Source organism: Mesorhizobium sp. CNPSo 4661 (assembly GCF_057784215.1).
This window is the reverse complement of record NZ_JBWGIO010000006.1, coordinates 285,638-309,950: the sequence shown is the minus strand read 5'-3', so window position 1 is coordinate 309,950 and position 24,313 is coordinate 285,638. Positions and strand designations below refer to the sequence as shown.

The following is a 24,313-nucleotide window of genomic DNA, read 5'->3' as shown; positions in this document are numbered from 1 at the left end:
CTCTCTGCACAAGGCCCCCACATCCTCACCTGCCAGCATCCGCTCAACGGTTGCTAGCTTCACCTCTCGGCTAAATTTGCGTCTTCCGGGCATCAGTCCCTCTTAGGACTGTCCCTTATACCTCTGTCTCAATTTTGGGGTGCACTCCACTACTGCCTACTGCCTACTGCCCTACTCCCGCATTTTCGGGGTTACATCGCGCAAAACTCTTCCCTATAAGGCCCTCCTAGCCTGATACCAGAATCGCAAGCACAACCGGCCGGGTCCTCCCGTCCCGGTTTTTCGTGCAAGCTGCCCGCCGAACGGATTTTTCGAATATGCCAAGACGCACCGACATCAAGTCGATCCTGATCATCGGGGCCGGCCCCATCGTTATCGGCCAGGCTTGCGAGTTCGACTACTCCGGCACCCAGGCCTGCAAGGCGCTGAAGGAAGAAGGCTTCCGCGTCATCCTGGTCAACTCCAATCCGGCCACCATCATGACCGACCCGGAGCTGGCCGACGCCACCTATATCGAGCCGATCACGCCCGAAGTGGTGGCCAAGATCATCGCCAAGGAACGGCCGGATGCGCTGCTGCCGACCATGGGCGGCCAGACCGCGCTCAACACAGCACTTTCGCTGCGCCGCATGGGCGTGCTGGAGCGCTATCAAGTCGAGATGATCGGCGCCGACGCGCACGCCATCGACAAGGCCGAGGACCGCGCGCTGTTTCGCGAGGCGATGAGCAAGATCGGGCTGGAGACGCCCAAGTCGATGCTGGCCAACGCCACCGACGTCAAGAATGCCGACCGCAAGACGCATGAAGCCGAGCGTGCGGCACTGAAGGCCGAGAACCCGGAAAACCTCGACGCCGCGCTCGACGCGCTGGAAACCCGCTGGAACCTCGGCGAAGGCGACCGCAAGCAGCGCTATATCAGCCATGGCATGGCGATCGCAGCCCAGGCGCTCGACCATGTCGGCCTGCCCGCCATCATCCGTCCCTCCTTCACCATGGGCGGCACCGGCGGCGGCATCGCCTACAACCGCGCCGAATTCTACGACATCGTCCAGTCCGGCCTCGACGCCTCGCCCACCACTGAGGTGCTGATCGAGGAAAGCGTGCTTGGCTGGAAGGAGTATGAGATGGAGGTCGTCCGCGACAAGGCGGACAATTGCATCATCATCTGTTCGATCGAGAACCTCGATCCGATGGGCGTGCACACCGGCGATTCCATCACCGTCGCGCCGGCGCTGACGCTGACCGACAAGGAATACCAGATGATGCGCAACGCCTCGATCGCGGTGCTGCGCGAGATCGGCGTCGAGACCGGCGGCTCCAACGTGCAGTTCGCCGTCAATCCGGCCGACGGCCGCCTGGTGGTGATCGAGATGAACCCGCGCGTCTCGCGCAGCTCTGCCTTGGCTTCGAAGGCAACCGGCTTCCCGATCGCCAAGGTCGCGGCCAAGCTCGCCGTCGGCTACACGCTGGACGAGCTGGAGAACGACATCACCGGCGGCGCGACGCCGGCCTCCTTCGAGCCGACCATCGACTACGTGGTGACGAAGATCCCGCGCTTCGCCTTCGAAAAATTCCCCGGCGCCGAGCCGGTGCTGACCACCGCCATGAAGTCGGTCGGCGAAGTGATGGCCATCGGCCGCACCTTCCAGGAATCGCTGCAGAAGGCCCTGCGCGGTCTGGAAACCGGCCTGACCGGATTGGACGAGATCGAGATCCCCGGCCTCGGCCATGGCAGCGCCGCCGCCAGCCATGCCGACGACCGCAACGCGATCCGCGCCGCGCTCGGCACCCCGACGCCGGACCGGCTGCGCATGGTGGCGCAGGCGATCCGCATGGGCACCTCGCTGGAAGACGTGCACGCCATGTGCAAGATCGACCCGTGGTTCCTCGAGCAGATCGCCGGCATCATCGCCATGGAGGAGCGCGTCCGCGAGCATGGCCTGCCGCAGGACGCCGTCAATCTGCGCATGCTGAAGGCCATGGGCTTCTCCGACGCCCGCCTCGGATCGTTGACGAAGACCGACGCGGACGTGATTCAGAAGGCTCGCGCAAAGCTCGACGTTCATCCGGTCTACAAGCGCATCGACACCTGCGCCGCCGAGTTCGCCTCGCCGACCGCCTACATGTACTCGACCTATGAGGTTCCCTTCATCGGCGAGCCCGCCAACGAGGCGCGCGTCTCGGCGCGCAAGAAGGTCGTCATCCTCGGCGGCGGTCCGAACCGCATCGGCCAGGGCATCGAGTTCGACTATTGCTGCTGCCATGCCGCCTTCGCGCTGCGCGACGCCGGCTATGAAGCGATCATGATCAACTGCAACCCGGAGACGGTCTCGACCGACTACGACACCTCCGACCGCCTCTATTTCGATCCGCTGACGGCGGAGGACGTGCTGGAGATCCTGCGCGCCGAGCAGGCGTCCGGCGAGCTCGTCGGCGTCATCGTCCAGTTCGGCGGCCAGACGCCGCTGAAGCTGGCCGACGCGCTGGAAAAGGCCGGCATCCCGATCCTCGGCACCTCGCCCGACATGATCGACCTGGCGGAGGACCGCGACCGTTTCCAGAAGCTCTTGCACAAGCTCAACCTCAGCCAGCCGAAGAACGGCATCGCCTATTCGGTCGAGCAGGCGCGCCTGGTCGCCGGCGAGCTCGGCTTCCCGCTGGTGGTGCGTCCGTCCTACGTGCTCGGCGGCCGTGCCATGCAGATCATCCATGACGAGGGCATGCTGCAGACCTACCTGCTCGACACCGTGCCGGGCCTGGTGCCGGAAGACATCAAGCAGAAATATCCCAACGACAAGACCGGCCAGATCAACACGCTGCTGGGCAAGAACCCGCTCCTGTTCGACACCTATCTGTCGGGCGCCATCGAGGTCGATGTCGATTGCCTGTGCGACGGTAAGGCGACCTTCGTCTCCGGCATTCTGGAGCATATCGAGGAGGCCGGCATCCACTCAGGCGATAGCGCCTGCTCGCTGCCGGTGCATTCGCTGCCGTCGGACCTCGTCGACGAATTGGAGCGGCAGACGGCGGCCTTGGCGCGCGCGCTCAATGTCGGCGGCCTGATGAATGTGCAATATGCGATCAAGGACGGCACGGTCTATGTGCTGGAAGTGAACCCGCGCGCCTCGCGCACCGTGCCCTTCGTCGCCAAGACCATCGGGCGACCGATTGCGAAAATCGCCGCCCGCATCATGGCCGGCGAGACGCTGGAAAATGCCTTCGCGCATTACGGCGCAATGCCCGACCCGCGCAATCCCGGCCACATCGCGGTCAAGGAAGCCGTCTTCCCCTTCGCCCGCTTCCCCGGTGTCGACATTCTGCTCGGACCGGAAATGCGCTCGACCGGCGAGGTCATGGGCCTCGACCGCGATTTCGCGCTGGCCTTCGCCAAGAGCCAGCTGGGAGCGGGTGTTGATCTGCCACGCTCCGGCACGCTGTTCGTCTCGGTGCGCGATGAGGACAAGAAAGGCATCCTGCCGGCGGTGAAGCGCCTCGCCGGCCAGGGCTTCAAGGTCCTCGCCACCTCCGGCACCGCCCGCTTCCTCGCCGAGAACGGTGTGACGGCGGAAAAGATCAACAAGGTCCTCGAAGGCCGCCCTCACATCGAGGACGCCATCCGCAACCGCCAGGTCCAGATCGTCTTCAACACCACCGACGGCCAGAAGGCGGTGTCGGACTCGAAGTCACTGCGCAGGGCGACGCTGATGCAGAAGGTGCCGTATTACACGACGCTGTCTGGGGCGGCGGCGGTGGCCGAGGCGATTGCGGCGTTAAGGGCGGGGAATTTGGAGGTGCGCCCTCTGCAGGAGTATTTTGGGTGACGAGCTTACTGTAGATACCGAAATAACCTAGGACTCAGCGAGAAAACGTTTCGTACTGTTCACTAGATCATTCAGATTATTAATTGGGTCTATCTCCCACGTCTGAATGAATGCTCTCGAGAGAAACAGGTTCAACTCCCCTGGCTGCGCTGTCCGTGGTAACTTTGAGCCGTCAACCTCTTTTGCCTTACTAAGAACTAGGCATTGTATTTTTCTCAGGTAGTATATATCGTTGTAAAGAAAATTTAGTATATCGCACGACCTGAACATAACATTCAAAGATAGTTTCCCATCCCTATACTTAAAATCACCACTTGTAGGGCAAGGTACGTAGCCAGGCCACCTTTTATTATACAGGTCGGACGGCCTGAAGAAAGTAAAAACGTGAGTGCTGGCCCGCGGAAACGCCGATAGCTCACTTATGAGCTTTTCGGTTTGATTAATGGCATTTAGAGGCACGGGTCGCGAAGCCGTATCGGGAAAATTCTCAAGCCGGTTGCGATAGCTAGGTTTACTAATTCGATCTTTTTCCGATGTATAAACCCGAGCCGTTCTTTCGATCGCCTTAAGCCCTTGTACGCCGAGTAACTCACCAAATTCTCGGCGCCGCCCCGAAAAATACTCAAAATCGTCCAGCGAATAGGGTATAAATATGACCAGCGGGCTGATCTCTAAGGATCTTTTGACACGCCTGCCTTGCGAAAAAACTTCAGAAATAGCTCTGAAGCAGGCGTCAGTTTCCGATTTTGACGTTATCGCGTATGTCATTAATTATATCTTTTGCGGGGGAGCACATCAACACGATTAAAGCCAGGCCGAAGAAAACCATTGACGCTACGGTTCCCCTCTTCGTTACCCCATACATCTTCTTTAAATTCACCTGCCTGTAATTCTGAAGCAGATATAGAATGAATACCTGCTGGAGATCTTCCTTCAGCAGCACCTTGCCATCTAGAGATCCGGATATGGCTGTCAAGAAGGCCCTGAAATTTTTCCGAACGTCATCGATAGCCGCCTCCTTATCCTCGTTCCCAACCAAGGTATCAAGGTCATCAATGATATCTCCGGAAACGGTGTATCTATAATACCAGCTTTTTATATCGGCAGCTTTCCTATAGGGGTGATTTTTCTCTGACACCTGGGTGTACATGACAATCAATCTGCAAGCCGTAATTCCAAGTATAATCAGCCCAGTTCCAAGAAAGAAAACGAAGTATTTCGATCCACCAACTGAATTAACGATCGCAGCAGCGGCGGCAATAAACGAGAGCATCCCCAGCGCGGCCTGAAACAGTTTTCCACGCTGGTCTTCGTACCAGTCGTGGCGACCCACAGCATACTCAATCATACGATAGGTCCTGTCTTGCAAGTTCCCATCTGCGCCAAGCTCATATTCGGCAGCGATCTCTGATAACTTTTTGCGAATTTGAGGCTGCATAAGCGGACCTTTGCTGCAAAGTACCGATGATTCTCAATTGACTAAAGCATACGAAAGTAGGCTACCAACAGGAGTTGGTCAAAACGTGGGTTGGATAACCCCGCTCATCCCTGCCCGGGATATGCCCTCCCACCTTACCTTCCATCCGAACTCAGGCTCATCATGTCGATGTCGGAGGAGGTAATCACATCGTCCGGTTGCCGACTTTCAGTTAGTGCGCCGTGGCGGATGAACGGTTGATCATGTGGTGGCCGCTGCCGCTGTCTTGGCAAAAGTCGTGCAATCGCCCGCCTTGAGCGGCGTTTCGCCGCTGCCATAAACCCAGCGTCAACCGACCCGCTAAGCCACCGCCACGCACTCAATCTCAATATCGAACTCCATCGGCCACGACGCCACCGGCACGAAGCTGCGCGCCGGCGGGTTGATCGCAAAATACGTCGCATAGACCCGGTTGATGGCGTTGTAGAAGCCGGAATTGACGGCGTAGATGCGCACCATCACCACCTTGTCCAGCGAGGTGCCGGCCGCTTCCAGGCAGTGTTTCAGCGCCTTCAGCGACGCCTCGGTCTGGGTCTCGATGTCGCCGCGCACCATCTCGCCGGTCACCATGTCGACCGGCGGCGTCGCCGAGATGAACACGAAGCCGTTGGCCCGCACCGCTGTCGAGCACGGCAGGCCGAGCGCGCGCACCTTCGCCGACATCACGGGTACTTCGATGACTTCCTTGTCCATGGCGGTCCTCCCTTGTTTGCGGAGGAGATTACAGTGGCGGCGAGCGAACGCCAGCGCCGACTTCCCCCCTTGCGGGCGGGCTGTTCGGCATTTGCCAAAGTTGGTGGAAAGCGCGCAACGTAGCGTTCCTTCGCCCCCTCTCTGCCCTGCCGGACATCTCCCCCTCAAGGGGGGAGATTGGCAGCTTCGATGCCGGCGCCTTTTCTGCAACGTTGGAGATTGGCGAAAGCCGGCGTGACGGCTGATCTCCCCCCTTGAGGGGGAGATGTCCGGCAGGACAGAGAGGGGGGCCGTAGAGCGCGTCGCTGGCCGATTAGCTTCGGCCAGAACCCTCACTGATGCGCCACCGCCAGTGCCTTCACGTGCTTCTCGTGCATCTTCAGCACGGGCAGCGTCTTCTTGGCGAATTCCTTCATCGCCGGGTCGTCGCCGGAATTGGCATAGGTGGAAAACAGCGCGACCGCATCCTTGTGCGCGTCGGTCTGCATTGTGATGTATTTGGCGTCGAACTCCTTGCCGGTGGCGCCCTTCAATTCGTCGAGCGTCTGCTGCTCCTTCGGCTGCAGCGCCGGGCCGGCGGGCTTGATCGATGCGGTGGTCTGGCCCTGGCTGAGCGCGGCCTTGAAGTCCTCGGCAACCTTGGTGTGATCCTTGATCATATCGGCGGCAAAAGCCTTGACGTCGGCCGATGCCGACTTTTCTTCCGCCAGCTTGCTCGACTGGATCTCGAATTCATTGGCGTTGGGCACGGTCGTGACGAAGGTCTGGGTGTCGACCTTGTTGTCGGTCACCATCGGTCCCACGGCATCCTTGTTGGTGTCGTCCGATTGGGCGAACGCGGCGGGCGCGCCGGCAAACAGCGCGACGGCGACCAGGGGCAGCAGCGTTTTCATCTCGATCTCCGATCCGAAACAGCCCCTCCGCCTTCCCCAACGCGACACCAGCCCGCTGGTTGCCTGAAAACCCGGGTCGCCTGAAGAGGCACGCCGGAACCTCGCCCCGCTTTGCCGCATTCCCTTCATCGGCTAAGCCTTCCGGGACGAGGGAGAAAAATGCGCCAGACCGACAGCGACGAAATCGACCTGCGCTGCCCGCAGATCGTGGCCGACAATGCCGCCAAGGGTCTCAGGCTGCGCGCGGAGTTCGGCCGCGGCGGCACCGAGATCGGCGTCGCGCGTGCGACGGAGCTCAAGAACCGCAGGAACCTGTCACCTTCGACCGTCCGGCGCATGGTCAGCTATTTCGCCCGCCACGAGGTGGACAAGAAGGGCAAGAATTACGGCAACGAGGACAACCCCTCGGCCGGCTACATCGCCTGGCTGCTGTGGGGCGGCGATGAAGGGCGCGCCTGGGCGCTCGAGATGAAGAAGAAGGTCGGCAACGCGCCGGATATCTGAACCGGCGGCGCTCAGGGTTCGCGTTGGTCAGGCGGGCGGATCGCTGAAGCCGGGCTCGGCCGGCTCGACCACGGCGGTGTCGCGCTCCCAGCCTTCATTTTCCAGCTTCATCGACTGGATCGCCACCGCATTGGCGTTGGCATCGAGTTCCGGCAGCATCTGCACTTCGCAAGGCCAGCAGCGATAGATCTTGTAGGCGAGCGCCAGTTGCCCGGCCTCGTTGAGGAATTCCAGGATGATGTCCTTGCGGAAGTCCTTCAGCGAAACTTCCGCGCCGACCCCCATCTGCAGATCCCACACCTTGTTCGCCCAGCGCTCGAATTCCAGGTCGTGGGTCACGCCGCGTTCGATCGTGATCGGCTCGAAGCGGGTTATGCCGGGCGATTTGCGCGTGTTGCCGGCAGCGCCGCCGTCACGATGCTCGATGACTTCGGTGGTGCGCTTCAACCCACTGATCCTCGATATGCCGGCAACATACTTGCCGTCCCATTTCAACCGGAACCGGTAGTTCTTGTAAGGGTCGAAACGCTGCGGGTTGACGGTGAACGGGGCCATGCGGGATCTCCTCCATCTCGCTACACGCAAAGCGGACGGGCTCCGAAACCCCCGCCCCGGAGCCCGCCTGGGAGTGGCTGACGCATGCCGGCACAGCCTCCTCCGACGCCTTGCCCGCGTCGATCCGCCGATCGGCCGCCCGGCACGACGACGCATTAGCATGCCCTAACGTCAGCCTATGTGAAGTCGTTCACAATGAATGCGCGCAGGTGGTTGCAACGCCGCGCTTTAATGCATGTCGCCCAGAAGTGTGCAGCGGTTCTGGGACAACGACATGCATCAAAACAAAGACTTAAAGCGCGTCGCCTGAATCCGTTTCAGCGCGACGCGCTTTAAGCGTCAGCCTTCCCAGTCGACCGGGACCATGCCGAGCCGCTCGTAGAGCCTGAAGGCCGCGGTGTTCTTCACCGTGTTGGTCTTGAGATCGACATGGGCCGCCCCACGATCGCGAAAGGTCAGGAACACGTGCCGCATCAGCGCTTCGCCGAGGCCCTGCCGTCTCGCCTCCGGATGGACGGCGAGGTCCTTGACGAAACCGGACGTCCAGCAGAGCGCCGCGCCCGCCAGCAGGCCCTTGCCGTCGATCGCCAAGAAACAGAGAGCGGGGTCGAACTCAGCATCGCCGGCAATGCGCGGCCACCATTCGTCGAACGGCCCGTCGGTGCCGTCGTCGAACACCTCTTGCAGCAGCGCGTGGAGGGCGTGCGCATCACGATGCTCGAACGCGCGCATGACCCAACCCTCCGGCCAATGCGGCGCGGCGAGCGTATCGTCGAGCAGCTTGCGCAGACGGATGTCGTTGGGAGCCGGCGGGCGGGGCGTCGTGTCTTCATGCATGGCGCTGTCTCGAAACGCCGCGCGGAATTTGACAGTCCACTCAGGCGTCGGGTTGCAGGCGGCGCCGCTTGCGGTCGACGCCAAGGCCCGTCGCCTCAAGCAGGCCCTTGCGCTTGGCGTCGTAGTAATAGCCGGTCTGGTAGAGCATGTCGGCCCGCTTGGCATTGCCGCCCGAGACCAGCCAGGCGCCGCGCAGATATTTCACCGCGTATTTGAGATTGGTCTCGGCGTCGAACAGGCCGGTCGCCGGTCCGTCATAGCCCATGCCGCGCGCCGTCGCGTGCTTGATCTGCATCAGTCCCCAATGGCCGTGATTGAAGGCTTTCGGGTTGAAGGTGCTCTCGCGGTTGACGACATGACGCACCAACTCGACCGGCACTTCATAGATCGCCGAATATTTCTCGATCAGCCGTTCGATCTCGCCGCGTGGACCGCTGGCATGCACTTCGGGCTGGCCGGGTGCGGCAAGCAGCGCCGGATTTTCCGGCGCCACATAGGCGACCTGCTGGACACCAGGCATCGGCGCGACTTTCGCCGACTGGCCGGTGACCGGCATGGCCACGCCCGCGGTCGTGTAGACCGCCGCCTGCTTGATGGATGCTGCTTGCTTGATGGATCCGGGGCCGGTCGGCGAGCCACCAGCGGTCAGCACCGGGGGCGGCGGAAACTTGCCGGCCATCGGCGTCGCTCCCGCGAAAGCCGCGGGTTGCGCCAGCGGAACGCTGGACAGGGGTGCGCCAGGCTGGACAGGCGGCGGCAAAAGCGCGCTTTGCGTCGCGAGCGCGCTTTGCGTCGCCGGCGCGCCGGGTGTGATCGCCATCGCAACGGCATCGCCGGCCAGCGCCGCGGTCTGCACCTGCGCGAGGCCCGAAGGCTCCGGCAGGACGGCCACCGTTTCGGGCAACGCAAGGGTCGGCGTATCGTCCGCGACGACAGGCGTTGAGGCTTCCGCAAGCGCGGGCGCGGCCTTCATTTGCGAGGTCGAGGTACAACCGCTCAGACCAGCAGCGGCAACGAGCACGCCGATCGCGGTGATTATGATTTTAGCAGGCAAGCCGTGCGGTCCGGTTTGTCGGTTGTTAAGGAGTCCTTACACCAGCGATTCACCCCCGGCAATCGGGGCCGCCAGACGGTTTTCGGGTGGTGATAACAGGGCGGGAGTGCCATATTGTTCTGGATATGTACTCGTTTTTCGCTGTTTTGCGGAAGGAATACGCCATGAAACCCACATCTCAGATCACGGCCGGCCACGCAGTGTTAGAAACAGTGATCGGCTTCATGGGCATCGCCTGGAGCGAGAAGGGCCTGATCCGGCTTTGCCTGCCGGAGCGCAGCCGCGAAGCGGTCGAGCGTCGGCTGCTTCGCCACCCCGGCGTCTCAGCCTCGACAAACCAACCTTCCTGGGTGGTCGAGTTGATCGCGTCGATCAAGGCCTATGCGGCTGGCGAGGATGTCGACTTCACCGGCGTGCCGGTCGATCTCGACGGCGTCGATGATTTTCGTCTCGCCATCTACGATGCCGCGCGCAAGCTCGGCTTCGGCGAAACCACCACCTACGGCGAACTGGCCAAGCGCGCCGGCCATGCCGGCCTTCCGCGCGAAACGGGCGCGGCGCTCGGCGCCAATCCGGTGCCGCTGGTCATTCCCTGCCACCGTATCCTGGCGGCCGGCGGCAAGATCGGCGGCTTCTCCGCGCCGGGCGGCTCGGCCACCAAGGAAAAGATGCTCGCCATGGAAGGCGTTCGCGTCGGCCCGCCGCCGGCGGCGCAGGCCTCGTTCGGTTTCTGAGGCGCTGCCTGTCAGTCCTGCAGGAACCGGCGGCGGAAGCGCCGCTCGAAATCCGGACGCTTGCAGACATAGACCATGCAGGACCTGGTGTCGGCGCTCGGCACATAGGCGCGCGCCCTCACCTCGCCCGCGTTGCAGAAACGCTCGTCGCGCACATAGCGGTCGTAAAGCGGCAACCCCGGCACGCGCGTCGACTGGTAGCGCAGGATGACGGCGCCCTGCCTGGCGATCGTCGCCTGCACCCGGTCGCAGCTCATGCGCGTCGGATCGTAGCGCGACACCGCCTGCGCCTCGGCGGCCAGCAAAAGGAAGCAGGCGGCAAGCAAAATGGTCTTCATGGTTTCCCTCCATTGAGCGACGGGCATCTCATCCGTCCACAACGCGCGGCCGCTGTCAAAATTTCCATGCAGCCGTGCGCAGCGCGCCGGCAACCCATCTTGTATTCTTTCGCAAACTGTCCTATATGCGGGCCATTGAATTTGGCCGATCGATCGGGCCTCGCGATCCCTCGCGTTTGCTGACGTCTCCAAAATTTCGATACCACCGGCCGGACTTCGGGTCCGGTCAAACTAAAGCAAATGTGGAAGGGCATTTAGATGGCAACTGGTACGGTCAAGTGGTTCAACGCCACCAAGGGCTACGGCTTCATCCAGCCTGACAATGGCGGCGCGGACGTTTTCGTCCACATCTCCGCTGTCGAGCGCGCTGGCATGACCAGCCTCGCTGAAGGCCAGAAAATCAACTTCGAGATCGAGCAGGACCGCCGCACCGGCAAGTCCGCCGCTGGGTCTCTGAGCAAGGCAGCCTGATTTGGCTTAAGCATTTTGCAGCCAAGCGGAATCGCTTGGCGTTGCAGAATGCGGCTAAGCAAAGGCGCGCGCCGGACGAAGGTTCGGGGCGCGCGGCAAGTCACGGATGTACTGACGGTCGCGAGAGAAGCGCGCCGGAGCGAAAAGACCCGACAAGCTGGAACAGCAGATAGCTGCCAGCCCGGACCAGACGCTCCCGATCAGGCTACCGGCATAGGAAGGCGGGCATTGCCCGCCTTTTTTGTTGCCCGGATTTTGGGCGAGTTCCTCTCCGGACCGGCAGGCCCACGGATGGCACTTTTGGCCCATTAGTGCTACCTTTGATGCATGACCAAACTCGAACAGATCGAAAAATCCGTAGCAGAGCTCAGCCCAGATGAGCTCAAAGCGTTCGCTGCATGGTTCGAAGCGCTGCGGGCTGATTTGTGGGACCAGCAGATCGAGGCCGACGCAAAATCGGGCCGGCTGGACAAGCTGGTGGCAGAAGCACGTGCCGAAATATCCGCTGGCAAACTGCGTGACCTGTGAGGCACAGAGCCACCGCTAGCTTCTGGACAAAATACAATTCCTTACCAAAGGCGGTTCGGCGCATAGCCGACAAAAACTTCACTTTGATGAAGACCAATCCGCGACATCCATCCCTCCATTTCAAAAAGGTGGGAGAGCTTTGGTCGGCGAGGATAGACGACAATTATCGGGCCCTGGCCCTTGAAAGCGGCGATGGCTTTGACTGGATCTGGATCGGCACCCATGCCGAATACGATCGACTTATCAAATAACCCCCGCGCTGATGCTCCAGCGAAAGCGGCTAATGCATGTCGCCCAGAAGTGTGCAGCGGTTCTGGGACAACGACATGCATCAAAACAAAGACTTAAAGCGCGTCGCCTGAATCCGTTTCAGCGCGACGCGCTTTTAAAGCATGTCTCCCGAAAGTGGTCCCGGTTTCGGGACAAAGACATGCTTAAGATCAAAGACTTAAAGCAGGTTGCGTGAATCCTTTTTCACGCGACCTGCTTTAGCAGGCGCTAGATCATTCCTTCCACTCGATCGGCACATGCCCCTTGTCCGCCTCGACGCGCTTCAGCCAGGCGGCTACGACCGGATAGGCGTCGAGCTGGAAGCCGCCTTTCTCAGCCGTGTGGGTGTAGGCATATAAGGCGATGTCGGCGACGCTGTAGGCGCTGCCGGCGAAGAACGCGTTTTGCTGCAGGTGGCTGTTCATCACGCCGAGCGCCTTGTTGCCGCGTTCCAGCGTCTGCGCCAATCGTTCCGGCGTGGCATCCTTCGCCCGTTCCGGAAAGGTCAACAGCGCCTTGCGCACCGCGATATAGGGCTCGTGGCTGTATTGTTCGAAGAACAGCCACTGATAGGCCTGCGCCCGGTCATATTTGTCGGCCGGCAGGAAGCGCGTGCCTTCGGCGAGGTAGAGCAGGATGGCGTTGCTCTCGGCGATACGCCTGCCATCGTCGAGCTCGAGCATCGGCACCATCGCATTCGGATTCTTGGCGACATAGTCGGGCTTGCGCGTCTCGCCGGTATGCGAGCTCACCTCGACCCGGGTGAAGGGGATGCCGAGCTTCGCCATCAACAGCCGCGGCTTGTAGCAATTGCCGCTGTCGGCCATGTCGTAAAGGATCATGCCTCTTGCCCTCTCCGAGTCTCCTGGGAACGCTCTAACGCGCGCGGCTAGGTCCCATCCAGTGATTTGTTTTTGAGAAGAAACATCAGCGACGCTGATATGTCTTCTTTGGTCGGCGTCAGCGATGCTGATACGTTTTCCTTGGTCGCATCAGCGATGCTGATGCAGGGGCACGACCTTGTTGCCGACGTCGAGCAAGGCATCGACGGAAAGCGGCTCTTCCTTGAAAATCGTGCCTGCGAGCGCCGGGCGGGCGAGGTGGAAACCCTGCAAAAGGTCGACGCCGCCCTCAAGCGCGACGCGCAGATGCTGTGCGTTTTCGATGCCCTCGACCAGCACTTTTGCGCCGCGATCGTGCAGCGTCGCCACCAACGGCCGGAAGAAGCGCTCGGCGGCGGCGTGGCGGCAGAGCTCGCCGAACCACGCGCCGTCGATCTTGACGATGTCGGGCGCAAGCAGGTTGATGCGCGCCTCGGTCGAATGCCCCGTGCCGAAATCGTCAACGGCGATGCGCATGCCGTCGCGCCGCATTTCGCGCACGAGGCTGGCAAGGACACGGTCGTCGGCTGCCTGTTCGGTGATCTCGCAGACCAGCAGGCCGGGCTCCAGCTCGAAATCGCCGAGATGCCTGGTCATCAGCCGGATCTCGGCGAGCGCCCGTCCGAGATGGTCGTTGATGTTCGGATTATAGTTGAAGAACAGCGTCAATCCCTCGACGCCGATGTTGCGGTAATTGCCGAGATGCAGCATCCGGCACATCGTTTCGACGAACAGAAGGTCGGGCGCCGGAATGCCGCCGAAGAAGACCGAAGAGGCAACCGGCTGCGCAACGCGGCGCGGCTCGATCAGCCCCTCGACGGCAACCGCCCTGAGTGCTTTGCCCTCCGGCGCGAAGATCGGCTGATAGGCGCTCCACAGCCGGAACTCGCCATAGATGCCGAACTGAAGGCCGATCTCGTCGGCGAAGATCGCCTCGGCGACGTTGCGCCGCCTGTCTGGTTGTTCGCTCATGGCGCGACCTTGCGCCCGAACACTCTTGCAGGCCGCGGCTGCCGGACCGGCGCCACAGGGCTTGCGGCTGCCGGCGCCTTGTTCTCCGCGGCCTGGGGTTGCTGCGCGCCCTCGCTGAAAACGCGAAAGCTGGTGGAGGCAAGTTCCGGCCGGGCAAGCACGTAACCCTGCACCATGGAGGCGCCGGACCTCTCGGCAAGCTCCAGTTGCCAGCCTTCCTCGATGCCTTCGAAGACGGTGCGGATGCCCTGGTTCTCGAAGCTCTGCACCATTGCCGTCAGCAACGCGAAGCCGGCGCCTGACTCCATCAGATGGGTGATCCACTGCGCATCGAATTTGACGATGTCGGGCTTGAGCTCCTTGATCCGGTTGATGTCGGATTCATCGGCGCCATAGTCGTCGACCGCGATGCGGAAGCCGTTGGCCCTCAGCGCCTCGACAAATTCGTAGAGCGTTTCCTGCGAAGCGGATTTCTGCTCGGTGACCTCGCAGACGATGCGGCGCGGATCGATGCCGGCTTCGTGCAGCACCAGCCGCATGTCGCGCAACGCCTTGTCGGCGATGCCGCGATCGGTGAAGACCGACGGATCGAAATTGACGAAGATCGACGCCTCTTGCGGCAGGCAGGCGCCCGCGTTCAAAAGATGCAGCGTGCGCGTCAGCGCCTCGATATGCAGCCGGTCGGCCGCCGGGCAGGTGCCGAAGAATGCCCCCGGCGACTGTAGCTCGCCGTCGCGGAACGGCCGGATCAGCCCCTCGAAGGCGGCGACTGAAAGCTTGCCCTCCTTGAAGGCGAAGATCGGCTGGAACGCGCTCTGCAGCGTATAGATGCCCCAGACACCCGTCGAGGTGCCGTCGTCATGACGGATGATGTGGGCAAGCCCGATGCTGCGCGACAAAGCTTCCTCTTTCCGTGCAACTGGCGCAATTCGATCTGCGATCCTGCCAGCCAAGGGTTTACCGGCCGTTGATGAATTTAGCGTTGCCGCTCACGCAGGCTGACTTTGGTCACGCCTCCTTGACCTCTGGCTCATCGCACAATGCTTGCGCTTAGCCCGATGATGCGACATGAGAGGCGCCGCGGCCGCTCCTGGCCGCTTTTCCTAGGAGACATTCTGTCATGGCTTTTCTCGCCGACGCCCTTTCCCGCGTTAAGCCTTCCGCGACCATCGCGGTGACGCAGAAAGCGCGCGAGCTGAAAAATGCCGGCCGTGACGTGATCGGCCTCGGCGCCGGCGAGCCGGACTTCGATACGCCCGACAACATCAAGAACGCGGCGATCGAGGCGATCCGCCGCGGCGAGACCAAATACCCGCCGGTTTCCGGCATCGTGCCGCTGCGCGAGGCGATCGCCAAGAAGTTCAAGCGCGAGAACAATCTCGACTACCGGCCGGAGCAGACCATCGTCGGCACCGGCGGCAAGCAGATCCTGTTCAACGCCTTCATGGCGACGCTGAACCCGGGCGACGAGGTCATCATCCCGCGCCCTTATTGGGTGAGCTATCCCGAAATGGTGGCGATCTGCGGCGGCACGTCGGTCTTCGCCGACACCTCGATCGACAACGGCTTCAAGCTCACACCGCACGTGCTGGAAAAGGCGATCACGCCGAAGACCAAATGGCTGTTGATGAACTCGCCGTCGAACCCGTCGGGCGCCGCCTACACGGAAGCCGAGTTGCGCGCGCTGGCCGACGTGCTGCTCAAGCATCCGCATGTCTGGACGCTGACCGACGACATGTATGAGCACCTGACCTATGGCGACTTCGTCTTCAAGACCATCGCCGAGGTCGAGCCGAACCTCTATGAGCGCACGCTGACCATGAACGGCGTGTCGAAAGCCTATGCCATGACCGGCTGGCGCATCGGTTATGCCGCCGGCCCGGTGCCGCTGATCAAGGCGATGGACATGATCCAGGGCCAGCAGACCTCGGGCGCCTGCACCATCGCGCAGTGGGCTTCCGTCGAGGCGCTCAACGGGCCGCAGGATTTCATCGCCAGGAACAAGGCGATCTTCCAGGGCCGGCGCGACCTCGTCGTCTCGATGCTCAACCAGGCGCGCGGCATCTCCTGCCCGTCGCCCGAAGGCGCCTTCTACGTCTACCCGTCCTGCGCCCAGCTGATCGGCAAGAAGACCAAGGCGGGCAAGGTGATCGACAATGACGAGACCTTCTGCTCCGAACTGTTGGAGGCCGAAGGCGTCGCGGTGGTGTTCGGCTCGGCCTTCGGCCTCGGACCGAACTTCCGCATCTCCTACGCCACGTCGGATGCCTTGCTGGAGGAAGCCTGCACGCGCATCCAGCGCTTCACCGCGTCGCTGACCTGATCGACGCAGCCTGACGAGAAGAACCTGGCTTCAGTCCGGGTTCTTCTCGTCGGGTCCGTCCTAACCGCCATATTGCTCGTCGGAAACTTCTTCCAGCCAGTCGGCGTGGACGCCGTCCAGTGCCTCCTGCATGGCGATATGGGTCATGGCGGTTTTACGTCCGGCGCCATGCCAGTGCTTTTCGCCTGGCGCGAAGGAAATGACATCCCCTGCCCTGATCTCCTGCACGGGGCCTCCCCAGGTCTGGGCAAGTCCGGCGCCGGCGGTGACATAGAGCGTCTGTCCAAGCGGATGCGTGTGCCAATGGGTGCGCGCGCCGGGCTCGAAACTGACCAGCGTGGCTCTCAGCCGCGCCGGCGCCTCCTTCTCGATGATCGGCGTCTGCAGAACCCGCCCGGTGAAATACGTCTCCGGCGCGACGATCGTCGGCACACTGCCGCACGCAATGATCTTCATCCTTGATATCCTCGAACGCGTTGGTCGAACAAAGGGCCGCGCGCGGCCCATCTCATGCGGTAGTTTCGCCTCGCAGGGAGGCCGTTGCAACCGGCTTTGAGCTGCTGCCGGGCGGCAGCCTCGATTTCGCGCTCGGGCATCGAACGGAACGCCATATTAGCGTGTCTAAAAACTGTCATAAATCGTTGCTTTTTAACCATAAAATCGCGATCTCCACGCAGCCGCGAAAGAAGCGGCCGAGGCGGCGCTCACACTCAGCGTTTCTTAACGGCTGAGGTCCTAGCCATGTCGCGTGCTGTGGGGGCGCGGACATGAGTATCTTGGCGACAATCAAGGATCACAGCGGCCGTATCTATCGCGGCATCCAGGCCTTGCTCGTGATGAGCATCGCCGCCACCGGGCTTGCGGCTTTCGCGCTGACGGGGAACGCCTCCCGCGCAGGCGCGCTCGCGGTGTCGGTGACATCGACCTTAATGGCGCTTCTGGTGCTGATGTATATGCGCTCGAGCGTCGTCCAGCGCCTGCAGTCGGCGGCGGATGCCGAGGTCGAGAAGCATCGCTTTCTCACCGTCGATGCCATGACCGGCGCCATGACCCGGCGCTATTTCATCGAAGCGCTGGGCGACTGGCTGGGCGGCTTGCGCAACCGCCGACAGGCAAGCCTGCTTCTGATCGACCTCGATCATTTCAAGCAGCTCAACGACACGTTCGGCCATCAGTTCGGCGATCTGGCGCTGGCGCATCTCGTCGCGGAAGCGCAGCGCATCTTCGAGGACGGGGTCATCGGCCGGCTCGGCGGCGACGAGTTCGGTATCATGGTTCCGCATGGCGACGTCGCCATTATCAGCAAGGACGCGCGCCGGCTGCTCGATGCGATGCGTGCCGGCAAGAGACATGAAGGCAAGATCATTCCCCTGTCGATCTCGGTGGGCGTCGCGCTCGCGCCGTTGCACGCTTCGAACGGCGCTGAATTGATGCTGCTGGCCGATCTCGCGCTCTACGAGAGCAAGGCGGGCGGCCGCGGTCGCATCACCGTTTTCGATGAGGAGATGCTGTCGGACAAACGCTATCGCCGGCTGGTGGAACGCGAGCTGCGCGCGGCGATCTATCTCGGCGAGCTGGAGCTGCACTACCAGCCGATCGTCGATCCCGACGGCTCGGTCGACGCGCTGGAAGGCTTGATCCGCTGGCGTCATCCCGTGCGCGGCTTGATCTCGCCGGCGGAATTCATCCCGATCGCCGAGCGCTCGACGCTGATCGACATGATCGGCGAATGGGTCTTCAAGCGCGCCTGCGCCGACATCGGGCATTTTCCCGGACGGCGCATCTCGATCAACGTCTCGGGCGAGCAGTTGAAGCGCGACGAGATCGTGACGATGTGCGACCGGATCCTGCGCGAAACCGGCCGGTCCGCCTCGCAGTTCATCATCGAGATCACCGAGACGGTGGCGACGGCCGCCACGCCCGAGGTCCTCAGGCGTCTCGAGGCGCTGCGCGGCCTCGGCTTCCACATTGCGCTGGACGACTTCGGCACCGGCCATTGCGGCTTCAACTATCTGAAGTCGCTGCCCATCGACAGCGTCAAGATCGACCGCTCCTACATCCGCAGCCTCGCCCATGACCAGGTGGCGCAGATCTTCGTTTCCGCGCTTGCCCAGATCGCCCGCATCCAGGATATCGCCATCGTCGCGGAAGGCGTCGAAACCGCGGAGGAATTCACCCTTGCCAAGACCGCCGGCTGCAGCCGCTTCCAGGGTTATTTCTTCGGCAAGCCGGCGCCGCGCGACAAGGCAAGCGCGTTGTGCGTCGCCGCTCGCGAGCCGCGTGCCCTCACAGCCTGACAAACAGGAAATGGCGGCCTGACGACCCCAAGCCGGCGAACATCCTATTTTTCTTGCCCTCCCGGCGAACCCGTGTGACGATGGCTTTGGGAAGGGGTGGATAAACCCCGCCCGCGACGGCCGAACAGGCCGGCCGCCGCTCTGCATAGGGTGCGATCGGACGCAAAACCGGTTTCCACTTTTGCTGATCGCTCTCTTGGGAAACGCCTGAGTGGAGGTCAGCCATGGGTACTCGCGCCGGAGGACGACGCACGGGACCGAAATGCATCGCCATAGTCGGTCCCTTCGCAAGCGGTAAGACGACACTTCTCGAAGCAATACTCGCCCGCACGGGCGCCATTCCCCGCCAGTCACCCGTTTCATCGGGCAACACCGTCTCCGATCATTCGCCAGAGGCCCGCGCTCACGCCATGAGCGTCGAGGCGACCTTCGCCACCACCGATTTCATGGGCGAGCAGATCACCTTCGTCGACTGCCCCGGTTCCATCGAATTCGCTTTCGAGGCCGAACCCGTGCTTGCCGCCTGCGACCTCGCAGTCGTCGTCGCCGAGGCTGACGAGAAGAAGATCCCGGCGCTGCAGCTCATCATGCGCAAGCTCGACGATCTCGCCATTCCGCGCATCCTGTTCCTCAACAAGGTCGACAAGGCGGTCGCCGGCGTGCGCGACACGCTGAAGATGCTGCAGCCGGCAAGTTCGGTGCCGCTGTTGCTGCGCCAGATTCCGGTGCGCAAGGACGGTGTCGTCATCGGCTCGATCGATCTGGCGCTGGAGCGCGCCTACATCTACCGCGAATATGCCGAAAGCCAGGTCGCCGAAATCCCGAACGACGACAAGGCGCGCGAGCTGGAAGCGCGTTTCTCCATGCTGGAGACGCTCGCCGACCATGACGATCACCTGATGGAGCAGTTGCTGGAGGAGATCGAGCCGCCGAAGGATGCGATCTTCGACGATCTCTCGGCCGATCTGCGCGCCGGCGCGGTGACGCCGGTCTTGATCGGCACCGCCGAGAAGGGCAACGGCGTGCTGCGCCTGTTGAAAGCCATCCGCCACGACGCGCCGGACGTCGAGGCAACGAGGAAGCGCCTCGGCGCGCCGGACGGCCAGACGGTTGTGCAGGTGATGAAGACCATCCACACCGCGCATGGCGGCAAGCTTTCGGTGTCGCGCGTGCTCTCGGGCCAATTGGCCGACGCCGCCGAGCTCTACCTTTCCAACGGCGATACGGCGAAGGTCTCCGGCATCTACAAGATGCTCGGCAAGGATCAGTCGAAGCTGACATCCGCCAAGGCGGGCGACACGGTTGCGCTCGGCAAGCTCGACAACGTCAAGACCGGCCAGACGCTGAGCTCGGCCAAGGGCGGCATCCGCCCATTGGTCACGTTGGAGCCGCCGCAGCCGGTCTTTGCCTTCGCGCTTCGCCCCAAGGAGCGCAAGGACGAGGTCAAGATGTCGGCGGCGATCCAGCGGCTTGCCGAGGAAGATCCATCGCTCAACCTGCGCCACAACCAGGATTCCGCCGAAACCGTCCTGTCGGGCCACGGCGAAATGCATCTGCGCGTGGTGCGCGAGCGCCTCGAGGGCAAGAACCAGATCCCGATCGAGGGGCATGCACCGGCGGTGCCTTACCGGGAGACGATCCGCAAATCGGCGCAGCAGCGCGGCCGCCACAAGAAGCAATCCGGCGGCCACGGCCAATTCGGCGACGTGGTGATCGAGATTAAGCCGCTGCCGCGCGGTTCCGGCTTCCAGTTCTCCGACACCATCACCGGCGGCGTGGTGCCGAAAACCTACATCCAGTCGGTCGAGACCGGCATTCGCGACTATCTGAAGACAGGCCCGCTCGGCTTCCCGGTCGTCGACGTCGCGGTCAATCTGTCGGACGGCTCCTACCATGCGGTCGATTCCTCCGACATGGCCTTCCAGATGGCGGCGAAGCTGGCGATGAAGGAAGGCATGGCGGCCTGTTCGCCGGTTCTGCTGGAGCCGATCATGAAGGTCGAGATCGTCACGCCCTCCGACGCGACCTCGAAGATCATCGCGCTGATCCCACAGCGGCGCGGCCAGATCCTCGGCTATGATGCAAGGCCCGACTGGCCCGGCTGGGACGTCGTCGAGGCGACCATGCCTCAGGCCGAAATCGGTGACCTGATCATCGAGCTGCGCTCGGCGACCGCCGGCGTCGCCAGTTACAAGGCTGCTTTCGACCATATGGCCGAGCTGACCGGCCGGCTCGCCGACGAGGCGATGAACGCCAACGGCAAAGCCGCCTAGCAGGTCGGCCTGCCTGAGCGACTGCGTTGATGAAATGAAAACGGCGTCCGGATGATCCGGACGCCGTTCCTATTGCGGACCGTTTTCCTGGGAGGCAACGGCTGGTCCGCCGCATCCGGAAAAATGGTTCGGACGCGGTGCTTGCCTGAGCCCGGTCTTTCGAGTGATGCCCCCATCTCCCGAACCGACCAACCGCGTCCTATCGTCTACTTAAACCATAGAGTGCGTTTGCGGCATGTTACCCGATGTTACATGTCACCGTTACGTGGTGGATCCGGTCGTTTTTTTGCCGGCCCGAAGGCGCGCAGGCAACAAAAAAGCCGGATCAATAAAGATCCGGCTGAGTTTGATTGGAAGTGCCGATTAAGGCTAACCTCCAGAGGGGAACACTCGAGGGCGCTAATGGGAGGAGAACGCGCCCCGGAGATGTGACTATATATGTGCTCATCATGCCCAAGAAACAAGCATCTATTTTGCAACACACGCATGCAAAAAGACGCAGGCTGTGGTCCAACCTATTCCCGGAACCCGTAGGACCAGAAAAATCGCCAATTCCGACGCGTTTCCGGCCCTAAAGCTACTGCTTAAATGCAAAATCGAGCCGATTTTGCTCGGAAATATGTGACCCAGAGAAATGATGCCGATTTCGGCAAGCCGAGTTTATTTTTACGGCAGGAGACCGATGATGCGAACTTTTTCAGCAATCGCCGGCAGCGCGCTGTTCCTTGTCGTTGCGCCCGGCGTTGTTGCCGGCCTGGCGCCGTGGCTCTTGACCGACCACTATCGCAACCCGCTATCGGTTCTGCCGGGCTTCGTGCCTGGGGGCTCGCTTCTCGTGGTCGGAGCTGTCGCCGTCCTGCTTCATGCCTTTGGCCGTTTTGCCCTCGAGGGCCTGGGCACGCCCGCTCCCGTGGCACCGACCGAGAAACTGGTCGTTGGCGGCATCTACCGCCATGTGCGCAACCCCATGTACGTGGCCGTGCTGACGATCATCCTTGGCCAGGCGCTGATCTTTTCGAGCTGGGCGGTGCTGGTCTACGGCCTCATCGCCGCGGCGGCGATGGTCTCCTTCGTCAAGATCTATGAAGAGCCGACGCTGGCCAGCCGCTATGGCGAAGAATACGAGGTCTACCGCCGCGCCGTCCCCGGCTGGCTGCCGCGCATCACACCCTGGCGCGGGCAGTAGTCTCGGCCGGCCGTTTCAATAGGACCAGCTGCGCGCCTTGGCGATGATAAAATCGCGGAACACATGCAGTTTCGCCTGGTTCTTCATCGCGTCGGGATAGGCGAAATAGGTATCGAAGGACGGCACCTCGGTCTCCGGCAGCAGCTGCACCAGGTTCGAGTCCTTGTTGATCACATAGTCCGGCAGCATGGCGATGCCGGCGCCGCCCTGCACCGCCCGCTTGATCGACAGGATGTCGTTGATCTGCAGCGTCGGCACACGCTGCGCGCCCTCGAAATCGCCGACCGTCTCCAGCCAGTTCAGCTCCGACAGATGCGAAGGCACTGGCACGCCGAAAGTGACGATGCGGTGGTTCCTGAGTTCGGCGATCGAGGCCGGCCTGCCGAACTTGGCGATATAGGACGGCGCCGCGTAGAGGTGGAAATGCACCGTGAACAGCCGGCGCTGGATGAGGTCGGGCTGCTGCGGCTGGCGCAGCCGGATGGCGCAATCGGCCTGGCGCATGGTGAGGTCGAGCTCCTCATTGGCGAGGATCAGCTGCAGGCTGATCTCGGGATAGAGCTCGATGAATTCCTGCACGCGTTCGGTCAGCCAGCCGGCGCCGAGACCCACCGTGGTCGTTACCCTGAGCACGCCCGACGGCCGGTCCTTGGTCTCGGTCAGCCGCGTCTTGATGGTTTCCAGCTTCATCAGCACGTCATGCGCCGTGCGGAACAGCATCTCGCCCTGCTCGGTCAGCACCAGGCCGCGCGCATGGCGGTGGAAGAGTGCCACGCCGACGTCATGCTCCAGCGCGCTGACCTGCCGCGAAATAGCCGATTGCGACAGATGCAGCGTCTCGGCGGCATGGGTGAACGACCCAGCCTCCGCCGCTGCGTGAAATACGCGTAATTTGTCCCAGTCCAGCGCCATGATTCCCCTCGCGTTGCTTTTGGCGTCTGAATGAAAAATCAGGCTTTTAAACGGCTTCTTTCAGCCGATCTGTCATTCCGCCGCTTCGCGGTGAACCTCGATGCCCGCCAGATATTTTTCCGCCTCGAGCGCCGCCATGCAGCCAAGCCCCGCCGCTGTCACCGCCTGGCGGTAGACATCGTCGGTGACATCGCCGGCGGCAAACACGCCGGGCACGTCGGTGCGGGTCGAATCCGGCGCGGTCCACAGATAGCCGTTCGGCTTCTGCTTCAGCTTGCCGGCAAAGAGCTCGACCGCCGGCGCATGGCCGATCGCGACGAACACGCCGTCGACCGGCAGCTTCGATTCCTGGCCGGTCACGACGTTGCGCAGCGTCAGGCCTTCAACGGACGGCGGCAGCGGCGCCTTGCCCGGACGCCCGGTGATCTCGTCCACCACCGTGTCCCAGATGACGCGGACATTGTCCTTCTTGAGCAGTCGCTCGCGCAGGATGCGCTCGGCGCGGAAATCGCTGCGCCGGTGGATGACGGTGACGCTCTTGGCGAGGTTCGACAGATAGAGCGCTTCCTCGACCGCGGAATTGCCGCCGCCCACCACCGCGACGTCCTTGCCGCGATAGAAAAAGCCGTCGCAGGTGGCGCAGGCCGACACCCCGAAGCCCATGAAGGTCTGCTCCGACGGGATGCCCAGCCACTTGGCCTGGGCGCCCGTGGCGATGATCAGCGCGTCCGCGGTATAGACCGTGCCGGAATCGCCGGTGGCGCGGAACGGCCGCACGTTGAGGTCGACCTCGGTGATGATGTCGTTGATGATGTCGGTGCCGACATGCTCGGCCTGCTTGAGCATCTGCTCCATCAGCCAGGGGCCCTGGATCGGATCGGCGAAGCCGGGATAGTTTTCGACGTCGGTGGTGATCATCAATTGGCCGCCCTGCTGCAGGCCGGCGACCAGCATCGGCTTCAGCATGGCGCGGGCGGCGTAGACCGCCGCCGTGTAGCCGGCCGGACCGGAACCGATGATAAGAACGGGCGCATGTTTGGTGTTCATGAAAAGTCCCCTGCGGCGCGCAGCCGTGGTTTGTCGCGCGTAATGTAAGTGTTGCCCGGGAGACCAGCAAGGCAAGTTGGCCTTCGTCCCCGGAAAGCTTCGCGCCATGCATATCGGGCCATATCGCCGCCCGTCATGAACGCGCGTCACTCAGGAGTACGCGTGGCCCGGGATCACCGCATGCATCAAAACAAGGAGAAAATCATCGCAAAGCTATGGCCTCTTACGCGAAACCAAATTACAAAAT

The 24,313-nt window shown here is 62.3% G+C and carries 23 protein-coding genes; 9 read left to right on the top strand and 14 right to left on the bottom strand.

Annotated elements, in window-relative coordinates; translation table 11 throughout:
- The first annotated feature begins 317 nt into the window (after positions 1-317).
- Positions 318-3,821, top strand: a complete 3,504-nt coding sequence (carB, locus tag AC0YKC_RS11665) for a carbamoyl-phosphate synthase large subunit (protein WP_488511139.1) — start codon at positions 318-320, stop codon at positions 3,819-3,821.
- Positions 3,822-3,848: 27 nt separating this feature from the next.
- On the opposite strand, the gene AC0YKC_RS11660 is transcribed toward carB, so the two are convergent.
- From AC0YKC_RS11660 to AC0YKC_RS11645, 4 genes are all read right to left on the bottom strand, one after another.
- Positions 3,849-4,589 (bottom strand): thymidylate synthase, encoded by a 741-nt coding sequence (locus AC0YKC_RS11660; RefSeq protein WP_488511138.1) that lies wholly within the window; start codon positions 4,587-4,589, stop codon positions 3,849-3,851.
- A complete protein-coding gene (locus tag AC0YKC_RS11655; RefSeq protein WP_488511137.1) occupies positions 4,555-5,169 on the bottom strand; it encodes a hypothetical protein in 615 nt (204 codons plus the stop codon). Before AC0YKC_RS11655 ends, AC0YKC_RS11660 begins: the two co-directional genes overlap by 35 nt.
- Before the next feature lie 429 nt (positions 5,170-5,598).
- Positions 5,599-5,991, bottom strand: a complete 393-nt coding sequence (locus tag AC0YKC_RS11650) for a Rid family hydrolase (protein ID WP_488511136.1) — start codon at positions 5,989-5,991, stop codon at positions 5,599-5,601.
- A gap of 332 nt (positions 5,992-6,323) precedes the next feature.
- On the bottom strand, positions 6,324-6,884 hold the full coding sequence (locus tag AC0YKC_RS11645) for a DUF4142 domain-containing protein (protein WP_488511135.1): 561 nt from the start codon (positions 6,882-6,884) through the stop codon (positions 6,324-6,326).
- 159 nt (positions 6,885-7,043) lie between these two features.
- Between AC0YKC_RS11645 and AC0YKC_RS11640 the strand changes: the two genes are divergently transcribed.
- Positions 7,044-7,388 (top strand): hypothetical protein, encoded by a 345-nt coding sequence (locus tag AC0YKC_RS11640; protein WP_488511134.1) that lies wholly within the window; start codon positions 7,044-7,046, stop codon positions 7,386-7,388.
- Positions 7,389-7,415: 27 nt separating this feature from the next.
- On the opposite strand, the gene AC0YKC_RS11635 is transcribed toward AC0YKC_RS11640, so the two are convergent.
- The 3 genes from AC0YKC_RS11635 to AC0YKC_RS11625 form a co-directional block, all read right to left on the bottom strand.
- Positions 7,416-7,943: a phage tail protein gene (locus tag AC0YKC_RS11635; RefSeq protein ID WP_488511133.1), complete on the bottom strand. Its 528-nt coding sequence runs from the start codon at positions 7,941-7,943 to the stop codon at positions 7,416-7,418.
- Positions 7,944-8,282: 339 nt separating this feature from the next.
- The gene (locus AC0YKC_RS11630; protein ID WP_488511132.1) at positions 8,283-8,780 is read right to left on the bottom strand and encodes a GNAT family N-acetyltransferase; all 498 of its coding nucleotides are present in this window, start codon (positions 8,778-8,780) and stop codon (positions 8,283-8,285) included.
- A 40-nt stretch (positions 8,781-8,820) separates the two neighbouring features.
- Positions 8,821-9,753 carry a transglycosylase SLT domain-containing protein gene (locus AC0YKC_RS11625; RefSeq protein ID WP_488511131.1) on the bottom strand — a complete coding sequence of 311 codons (933 nt, stop codon included), beginning with the start codon at positions 9,751-9,753 and terminating at the stop codon, positions 8,821-8,823.
- 245 nt (positions 9,754-9,998) lie between these two features.
- On the opposite strand from AC0YKC_RS11625, the gene AC0YKC_RS11620 reads away from it, so the two are divergent.
- Positions 9,999-10,568, top strand: coding sequence for a methylated-DNA--[protein]-cysteine S-methyltransferase (locus AC0YKC_RS11620; protein ID WP_434723670.1), 570 nt, complete (start codon positions 9,999-10,001; stop codon positions 10,566-10,568).
- 11 nt (positions 10,569-10,579) lie between these two features.
- Here AC0YKC_RS11620 and AC0YKC_RS11615 read toward each other — a convergent pair whose 3' ends face one another.
- A complete protein-coding gene (locus tag AC0YKC_RS11615) occupies positions 10,580-10,906 on the bottom strand; it encodes a hypothetical protein (RefSeq protein ID WP_320293454.1) in 327 nt (108 codons plus the stop codon).
- Positions 10,907-11,164: 258 nt separating this feature from the next.
- Between AC0YKC_RS11615 and AC0YKC_RS11610 the strand changes: the two genes are divergently transcribed.
- Both AC0YKC_RS11610 and AC0YKC_RS11605 read left to right on the top strand, forming a co-directional pair.
- A complete protein-coding gene (locus AC0YKC_RS11610; protein ID WP_027168154.1) occupies positions 11,165-11,377 on the top strand; it encodes a cold-shock protein in 213 nt (70 codons plus the stop codon).
- A 327-nt stretch (positions 11,378-11,704) separates the two neighbouring features.
- The gene (locus AC0YKC_RS11605) at positions 11,705-11,905 is read left to right on the top strand and encodes a hypothetical protein (RefSeq protein WP_320293453.1); all 201 of its coding nucleotides are present in this window, start codon (positions 11,705-11,707) and stop codon (positions 11,903-11,905) included.
- A gap of 503 nt (positions 11,906-12,408) precedes the next feature.
- Here AC0YKC_RS11605 and AC0YKC_RS11600 read toward each other — a convergent pair.
- The 3 genes from AC0YKC_RS11600 to AC0YKC_RS11590 form a co-directional block, all read right to left on the bottom strand.
- Positions 12,409-13,017, bottom strand: coding sequence for a glutathione S-transferase family protein (locus AC0YKC_RS11600; protein ID WP_488511130.1), 609 nt, complete (start codon positions 13,015-13,017; stop codon positions 12,409-12,411).
- Positions 13,018-13,167: 150 nt separating this feature from the next.
- Positions 13,168-14,028, bottom strand: coding sequence for an EAL domain-containing protein (locus tag AC0YKC_RS11595; protein WP_488511129.1), 861 nt, complete (start codon positions 14,026-14,028; stop codon positions 13,168-13,170).
- On the bottom strand, positions 14,025-14,927 hold the full coding sequence (locus tag AC0YKC_RS11590) for an EAL domain-containing protein (RefSeq protein ID WP_488511128.1): 903 nt from the start codon (positions 14,925-14,927) through the stop codon (positions 14,025-14,027). Before AC0YKC_RS11590 ends, AC0YKC_RS11595 begins: the two co-directional genes overlap by 4 nt.
- Positions 14,928-15,148: 221 nt before the next feature.
- On the opposite strand from AC0YKC_RS11590, the gene AC0YKC_RS11585 reads away from it, so the two are divergent.
- The gene (locus AC0YKC_RS11585; RefSeq protein ID WP_488511127.1) at positions 15,149-16,351 is read left to right on the top strand and encodes a pyridoxal phosphate-dependent aminotransferase; all 1,203 of its coding nucleotides are present in this window, start codon (positions 15,149-15,151) and stop codon (positions 16,349-16,351) included.
- A 60-nt stretch (positions 16,352-16,411) separates the two neighbouring features.
- Here AC0YKC_RS11585 and AC0YKC_RS11580 read toward each other — a convergent pair whose 3' ends face one another.
- The gene (locus AC0YKC_RS11580) at positions 16,412-16,807 is read right to left on the bottom strand and encodes a (R)-mandelonitrile lyase (RefSeq protein ID WP_320293448.1); all 396 of its coding nucleotides are present in this window, start codon (positions 16,805-16,807) and stop codon (positions 16,412-16,414) included.
- Between the two features lie 311 nt (positions 16,808-17,118).
- Between AC0YKC_RS11580 and AC0YKC_RS11575 the strand changes: the two genes are divergently transcribed.
- The 3 genes from AC0YKC_RS11575 (at position 17,119) to AC0YKC_RS11565 (ending at position 22,107) form a co-directional block, all read left to right on the top strand.
- Complete coding sequence (locus AC0YKC_RS11575; protein WP_488511126.1) at positions 17,119-18,648, top strand: putative bifunctional diguanylate cyclase/phosphodiesterase; 1,530 nt, start codon at positions 17,119-17,121, stop codon at positions 18,646-18,648.
- A 224-nt stretch (positions 18,649-18,872) separates the two neighbouring features.
- A complete protein-coding gene (locus AC0YKC_RS11570; RefSeq protein WP_434723675.1) occupies positions 18,873-20,921 on the top strand; it encodes an elongation factor G in 2,049 nt (682 codons plus the stop codon).
- Positions 20,922-21,606: 685 nt separating this feature from the next.
- Positions 21,607-22,107, top strand: coding sequence for a methyltransferase family protein (locus AC0YKC_RS11565; RefSeq protein ID WP_320293445.1), 501 nt, complete (start codon positions 21,607-21,609; stop codon positions 22,105-22,107).
- Positions 22,108-22,122: 15 nt separating this feature from the next.
- Here AC0YKC_RS11565 and AC0YKC_RS11560 read toward each other — a convergent pair whose 3' ends face one another.
- Entirely contained in the window at positions 22,123-23,019 is an 897-nt protein-coding gene (locus tag AC0YKC_RS11560; protein ID WP_027168144.1) for a LysR family transcriptional regulator, read from the bottom strand.
- 72 nt (positions 23,020-23,091) lie between these two features.
- The gene (gene trxB / locus AC0YKC_RS11555; protein ID WP_140541479.1) at positions 23,092-24,066 is read right to left on the bottom strand and encodes a thioredoxin-disulfide reductase; all 975 of its coding nucleotides are present in this window, start codon (positions 24,064-24,066) and stop codon (positions 23,092-23,094) included.
- Positions 24,067-24,313 lie beyond the last annotated feature (247 nt).

Excerpts from the sequence above, each read along its gene's own strand:
- AC0YKC_RS11635 (WP_488511133.1), bottom strand. The coding sequence starts at position 7,943 with ATGGCCCCGTTCACCGTCAACCCGCAGCGTTTCGACCCTTACAAGAAC.
- AC0YKC_RS11660 (WP_488511138.1), bottom strand. The coding sequence starts at position 4,589 with ATGACATACGCGATAACGTCAAAATCGGAAACTGACGCCTGCTTCAGA.
- AC0YKC_RS11560 (WP_027168144.1), bottom strand. The coding sequence starts at position 23,019 with ATGGCGCTGGACTGGGACAAATTACGCGTATTTCACGCAGCGGCGGAG.
- AC0YKC_RS11610 (WP_027168154.1), top strand. The coding sequence starts at position 11,165 with ATGGCAACTGGTACGGTCAAGTGGTTCAACGCCACCAAGGGCTACGGC.
- AC0YKC_RS11600 (WP_488511130.1), bottom strand. The coding sequence starts at position 13,017 with ATGATCCTTTACGACATGGCCGACAGCGGCAATTGCTACAAGCCGCGG.
- AC0YKC_RS11620 (WP_434723670.1), top strand. The coding sequence starts at position 9,999 with ATGAAACCCACATCTCAGATCACGGCCGGCCACGCAGTGTTAGAAACA.
- AC0YKC_RS11580 (WP_320293448.1), bottom strand. The coding sequence starts at position 16,807 with ATGAAGATCATTGCGTGCGGCAGTGTGCCGACGATCGTCGCGCCGGAG.
- AC0YKC_RS11605 (WP_320293453.1), top strand. The coding sequence starts at position 11,705 with ATGACCAAACTCGAACAGATCGAAAAATCCGTAGCAGAGCTCAGCCCA.
- AC0YKC_RS11570 (WP_434723675.1), top strand. The coding sequence starts at position 18,873 with ATGGGTACTCGCGCCGGAGGACGACGCACGGGACCGAAATGCATCGCC.
- AC0YKC_RS11625 (WP_488511131.1), bottom strand. The coding sequence starts at position 9,753 with ATGAAGGCCGCGCCCGCGCTTGCGGAAGCCTCAACGCCTGTCGTCGCG.
- AC0YKC_RS11565 (WP_320293445.1), top strand. The coding sequence starts at position 21,607 with ATGCGAACTTTTTCAGCAATCGCCGGCAGCGCGCTGTTCCTTGTCGTT.
- AC0YKC_RS11640 (WP_488511134.1), top strand. The coding sequence starts at position 7,044 with ATGCGCCAGACCGACAGCGACGAAATCGACCTGCGCTGCCCGCAGATC.
- AC0YKC_RS11645 (WP_488511135.1), bottom strand. The coding sequence starts at position 6,884 with ATGAAAACGCTGCTGCCCCTGGTCGCCGTCGCGCTGTTTGCCGGCGCG.
- AC0YKC_RS11650 (WP_488511136.1), bottom strand. The coding sequence starts at position 5,991 with ATGGACAAGGAAGTCATCGAAGTACCCGTGATGTCGGCGAAGGTGCGC.
- carB (WP_488511139.1), top strand. The coding sequence starts at position 318 with ATGCCAAGACGCACCGACATCAAGTCGATCCTGATCATCGGGGCCGGC.
- AC0YKC_RS11575 (WP_488511126.1), top strand. The coding sequence starts at position 17,119 with ATGAGTATCTTGGCGACAATCAAGGATCACAGCGGCCGTATCTATCGC.
- trxB (WP_140541479.1), bottom strand. The coding sequence starts at position 24,066 with ATGAACACCAAACATGCGCCCGTTCTTATCATCGGTTCCGGTCCGGCC.
- AC0YKC_RS11595 (WP_488511129.1), bottom strand. The coding sequence starts at position 14,028 with ATGAGCGAACAACCAGACAGGCGGCGCAACGTCGCCGAGGCGATCTTC.
- AC0YKC_RS11585 (WP_488511127.1), top strand. The coding sequence starts at position 15,149 with ATGGCTTTTCTCGCCGACGCCCTTTCCCGCGTTAAGCCTTCCGCGACC.
- AC0YKC_RS11615 (WP_320293454.1), bottom strand. The coding sequence starts at position 10,906 with ATGAAGACCATTTTGCTTGCCGCCTGCTTCCTTTTGCTGGCCGCCGAG.
- AC0YKC_RS11630 (WP_488511132.1), bottom strand. The coding sequence starts at position 8,780 with ATGCATGAAGACACGACGCCCCGCCCGCCGGCTCCCAACGACATCCGT.
- AC0YKC_RS11655 (WP_488511137.1), bottom strand. The coding sequence starts at position 5,169 with ATGATTGAGTATGCTGTGGGTCGCCACGACTGGTACGAAGACCAGCGT.